The organism is Streptomyces sp. NPDC015345 (assembly GCF_043078805.1).
GTDB lineage: Bacteria > Actinomycetota > Actinomycetes > Streptomycetales > Streptomycetaceae > Streptomyces.
The window spans coordinates 390,666-395,701 of record NZ_JBIBTX010000006.1 but is presented as its reverse complement, the minus strand read 5'-3'; the positions used below and the strand labels follow the sequence as shown (position 1 = coordinate 395,701).

The following is a 5,036-nucleotide window of genomic DNA, read 5'->3' as shown; positions in this document are numbered from 1 at the left end:
AGACCTTCGTCTCATCCGGATGCCTCAAGGCTCGAATTGCGGTCGGCCCACGGCGCCGCACCATGAATTGGCGCAGCCCGAGGTGAACAATTCATCAAATCAAGCTGAAGAGAATCAGCGCAGCGTCACGATCTCCGGCGAACGGTCCGCTCACATGGGTTACATGGGTTACATGGGTCGAAACTCACATGAGCAGGGGAATGCCACTCGTCTCGGAGACCGGACGGCGACCGCCGGGGGCCATCGGCGGAAAAAGGAAATGCTGCCTCGCGCGACTCCGCTTACATCACTCTCAGTAGGCATGCTCAGCGGTCGACCCCCCGTCAGCTTCACCGGTCAACCGGAATCTAACACTTGATATCCAGCAGCGGCAAGCATGTGATCTTTCATGCGACTTCCATTCGCGTCGCACGCAACTACAAAGGCTTTCACCGCCCTGACCACGGAATAAGCACCCTTCGAGATCACCGAGCGCCCCACCGGGCCAGGCGGCCCCGGCGATCACTTTCGGACATGGTCGTCGCGATGGGGCCACAACTGGCCAATGGCTCAGACCTGTTGGGGTGCGTACCGTCGGTAGCTCAGCGGGTCCACGGACGGCGTCCGGTTGTGTCCAATTACGGTGCCTTGGGCCGCTTTCGCGAGGTGCGCCGCCCTCCCGCCATCTCCCACCTCGCCCCACCTCCCGCCCGAGACCCGGGAACCCATTCCCCACTTGCGTCCGACATATTCACGGCAAGCGGAGAACAGGCAGAGAAAGAGAGAAGATGCAGGCAGTTCGGCATTTCGGCCGCTCACCCGGGATAGCGCACGAAAGAGATCTGGCGCCACTTCCGAACAATCATGCTACCGTCGTCCGGCGTCGGACCGAAGGGAAGGGCTATGGCCTCGTATTGGTATTGCGGCCCACCGAGCACCTCGTCGACCTAGGCCCGGTCGACCCGATCGGGACCCAGAGATCTGGAATGACGCATTCCATCCTGCTTCCGTATCCACGCACACCGATCGGCAGCCCGCCCCGCTTCCCGAGTGAATGGTTCATCGATGTCAGCCGCCAGGTAAGGGGAGGTACGCGGTGACAGAGGAAGATCCCACCCCGAGGCTGGCCGTTCTCGGCGCCGGCGTCATGGGGGTCAGCATCAGCACGCTCGCCCTCGGGCAGGGCGTCCCGGTGGTCCTCATCGAGACGGACCCGGCGAAGCGGGCGGACGCCCGCGCCAGGATCGAGCGCGAGCTGCGCACGGCGCAGCTCATGGGCGTGCGCTCGGACACACCGCCCGCCCAGCTCGTCACCGGCGCCCGCGCGGCCGACTGCGAGGGCGCGGACGTGGTGATCGAGGCGATCACCGAAGAGGCCGGGCTGAAGGTCGCGGCGCTGACGGAGGCCGGTGAGGCGGCCGGCCCCGGCACCGCGCTGGTGACCAACACCTCCTCCATCCCCGTCGACGAGCTCGCCGCGAAGCTCCCGCACCCCGAGCGGCTGCTCGGCGTGCACTTCATGAACCCGTCGTACCTGATCAGGACGGTGGAGGTGATCCGCGGCTCGCGCACCTCGCGGCAGGCCGTGGAGACGGTCCAGCGGCTCCTGGACGCGCTCGGCCGCCGGGGCGTGTTCGTCGGCGACGGCCCCGGGTTCGTCACCAGCCGCGTACTGCACCGCATGATCAACGACGCGGCCCGCGTCGTCGAGGAGGGGCGGGCCACGGCGGAGGACGTCGACATCCTCATGCAGGACTGCCTCGGACACCGCACAGGACCACTGCGCACCGCCGACCTGATCGGCATCGACAATCTCGTGGACTCCCTGTGGGTGCTCCACGAGCGCACCGGTGACGAGGGCTGCCGCCCGTGCGACCTGCTGCTCCAGAAGGTGCGAGACGGCGAGCACGGCCGCAAGAACGGCCGCGGCTTCTACACCTACACGGGAGTGGTCTCCTGATGGCCGGTCAACTCACGGTCGACCGGCAACTCCTGGACTACGTACGCGAGATGTCGCTGCGCGATGACGACGTACTGCGCGAACTGCGCGCGGAGACCGCCGGCATGCCGATGCTGCAAGCGATGCTGGTCCTGCCGGAGGAGGCACAGCTCCTCGCTCTCCTGGTCCGGGTGACCGGCGCCCGCCACGTCCTGGAGGTCGGCACCTTCACCGGCTACAGCAGTCTGTGCATGGCGCGGGCCCTGCCGCCCGGCGGCCGGGTCGTCACCTGCGACATCAGCGAGCGCTGGACCGGCATCGCCCGGCGCTACTGGGAGCGTGCCGAGGTCGACGGCCGCATCGACCTGCGCCTCGGGGATGCGGCGAAGACCCTCGACGAACTGACCGAGGAGAGCGGAGCGGGCAGCTTCGACCTCGTCTTCGTCGACGCCGACAAGGCCAACTACGTCCGGTACTACGAGCAGTCGCTGGAGCTGGTGCGCCCGGGCGGGCTGCTCGTCCTGGACAACACCCTCTTCTTCGGCAAGGTCGTCGACCCCGCCGCGCAGGACCCGGACACCCTGGCCATCCGCGAACTCAACACCCTGCTGCGTGACGACGACCGCGTGGACATCTCCATGCTCGCCGTCGCCGACGGCCTCACCCTCGTCCACAAGAAGCCCTGAGAGGAAGCACGGAGATGAGCGAGCCCACCACGGCCCGGCCGATGTCGGCGGAGGAAGTCAGGGCCGAGCTGAAGCGGTTCCTGGAAGAGCGCACCAAGACCGACTGGGCGCCGGACACCGACCTGTTCGCCACCGGCGGGGTGTCCTCCCTGTTCGCGATGGAACTGGTCGTCCACGTCGAGAAGACCTTCGGCATCGCCGTCGAGGGCGCCGACCTCAGGATCGACAACTTCCGTACGGTGAACACCATGACCGAGCTGGTGCTCCGGCTCGCCACAGCGGATGCCGGGACGGGCGCAGGGACGTACGCCGGGACGGATGCCGGTGAGTGACGAGCTCGCGGCCCTGATCAGCGCGGAGGTCGGCGACCGTGCCGCCGGCTGGGACCTGGCCGGGGCGATCCCGCTGGAGGTGCTCCGCGGGCTCGGCGCCAAGGGGGCCTTGTGCGCCGAGGTCCCCGCGGAGTACGGCGGGCGGGGCCTGACGGGACGCTCCAACGGTGAACTGACCGCGCACGCGGGGGCGTTGTGCAGTTCGCTGCGGAGCGTGATGACCTCGCAGGGCATGGCGGCGTGGACGATCCAGCGGTTCGGTACGCGTGCCCAGCGCGCCGCCGAGCTGGCCCGCCTGACCGGGGGCGGGCTCGCGGCCGTCGCGTTCAGCGAACCGCAGGCCGGCAGCGATCTCTCGGCGATCAGCACCACGATCGTGGACGACGGCAAGGTGAGCGAGGGCAGCGAGGGCGTGGTCCTCAACGGGCACAAGGTGTGGTCGACCGCGGCCGCCTACGCCGATGTCCTGGTGGTCTTCGGCCGCTATCAGGACGACGCGGCGGCCGTGGTGGTCCCGGTGGACACCCCCGGCGTCACGGTACGACCGATCGACCAGCCGCTCGGCTGCCGTGCGGCGGGCCACGCGGACGTACTCCTGGAGGACGTACGCCTGCCCGCGGCCCGGGTGCTCTCGGGCGCGAGCCAGTCGCTCGGCCTGCTCACGACCATCGCCCTCACCTACGGCCGCCTCTCGGTGGCGTGGGGCTGCGTCGGCATCATCCGCAGCTGCCTGAAGGCCGCCGCCTCGCACGCCCGGACCCGTGAGCAGTTCGGCAAGCCGCTGGCACGGCACCAGCTGATCGCCCGCCACCTCGCCGAGCTGGTGGTCGCCGAGCAGACCGCGACCAGGGTGTGCGAGCACGCGTCGGAGTGCTGGGACAGCCGGTCCGCGGAGCTGTCCGGCGCGTCGGTGCTCGCCAAGCACGTCGCCGCGGGCAACGCGGCGCGCGCCGCCTCCACCGCGGTGCAGGTGCTCGCCTCGGCGGGTTCGGTGGACGGCGAACCGGTGGCCCGTGCCTACCGGGACGCCAAGTTGATGCAGATCATCGAGGGCAGCGAGGAGATCTGCCAGCTGATCCTCGCGGAGCGCGCCTTGGAGGGTGTGGCATGACGAGCGGGACCGGAGCCGTCGGAATCGGCGCGATCCACTGCCTGCTGCCGGACGAGCGGGTGGCCGTGGCGGACCTGCCGGAACTGGCCCGGCTGACGGACGAGGAGCTGAAGTTCGCCGAGCAGGCCGGGATCAAGTCGGTCGGCGTCTTTCCCGACACGGAGCCGACCGAACTCGCCGCCCGCGCCTGCCGGGAGCTGCTCGCGGCGCGGCCGGGGGTGCCGGACCTGCTGCTGCACATCGGTTCCCGGGCGCCCGACGTGCTGATCGGCTCCGACGCGGGCAAGATCGCGCATCTGGCCGGTCTCACCGGCACCTTCCCCTTCACCGTCGACGGGCTGGGCTGCGCGGGCTCATCGGCCGCCTGGGGCCTGGGCCGGGACCTGCTGCTCGGCGACCCGTCCCGGCAGAGCGTCCTGCTCACCTACGGCAGCCGGCCCACGGCAGCCGACCGGGTCCGCCGTCCCGTGACGGTGATCGGCGACGGCGCGTTCGCGATGACGCTCGTACGAGGGGGCCGCCCGGTGCTCAAGTCGCACCGCATGGAGGCCGACAGCTCCTTCCACGACCTGTTCAAGGTGGAGTACAAGCACAGTCCCTGGTCGCAGTGGCGCGAGGTGTGCGCCGACAACGACCGCTACTCCTTCGAGCTGGCCATGCACAGCCGCACCCGGCTCGGCAAGCTCGTCGACCAGGTCCTTGCGGACGCGGGCATCGGCAAGCAGGACGTGGCCGCCACCCTGATGCAGAACGTCACCGCCAGCGCCTTCGAGTTCTACAAGGTCACGCTGGGGCTGCCGATCCACCCGGTCTGCGCCGCCCACCTCGCGGAGCTCGGCCACCTCGGCCCGATGGACGTGGTCCTCAACATGGACCGGCTGCTGGCCACCGGCGAGCTGGACCCCGGGCAGCACGTCCTCGTGCTCAGCAACAGCCCGGTGGCCGCCTGGACCGTGACGCTGTGGGAAGTGTGAGCGACGCGACCCCGG

Annotated in this window: 5 protein-coding genes; all 5 read left to right on the top strand. The window is 69.5% G+C overall.

The window, feature by feature from the left end:
* The first annotated feature begins 1,033 nt into the window (after window positions 1–1,033).
* Genes ACF062_RS26025 through ACF062_RS26005 form a run of 5 tightly spaced genes read left to right on the top strand, consistent with a single transcriptional unit; the run spans window position 1,034 to window position 5,021 of the window.
* On the top strand, window positions 1,034–1,939 hold the full coding sequence (locus ACF062_RS26025; protein ID WP_392141692.1) for a 3-hydroxyacyl-CoA dehydrogenase family protein: 906 nt from the start codon (window positions 1,034–1,036) through the stop codon (window positions 1,937–1,939).
* Complete coding sequence (locus ACF062_RS26020) at window positions 1,939–2,604, top strand: O-methyltransferase (protein ID WP_392141690.1); 666 nt, start codon at window positions 1,939–1,941, stop codon at window positions 2,602–2,604. The genes ACF062_RS26025 and ACF062_RS26020 overlap by 1 nt, the downstream gene beginning before the upstream one ends.
* Window positions 2,605–2,618: 14 nt before the next feature.
* Window positions 2,619–2,936, top strand: coding sequence for an acyl carrier protein (locus ACF062_RS26015; protein ID WP_392141688.1), 318 nt, complete (start codon window positions 2,619–2,621; stop codon window positions 2,934–2,936).
* On the top strand, window positions 2,923–4,047 hold the full coding sequence (locus tag ACF062_RS26010; RefSeq protein WP_392141686.1) for an acyl-CoA dehydrogenase family protein: 1,125 nt from the start codon (window positions 2,923–2,925) through the stop codon (window positions 4,045–4,047). Before ACF062_RS26015 ends, ACF062_RS26010 begins: the two co-directional genes overlap by 14 nt.
* A complete protein-coding gene (locus ACF062_RS26005; RefSeq protein ID WP_392141684.1) occupies window positions 4,044–5,021 on the top strand; it encodes a 3-oxoacyl-[acyl-carrier-protein] synthase III C-terminal domain-containing protein in 978 nt (325 codons plus the stop codon). Before ACF062_RS26010 ends, ACF062_RS26005 begins: the two co-directional genes overlap by 4 nt.
* The last annotated feature ends 15 nt before the right edge of the window (window positions 5,022–5,036 follow it).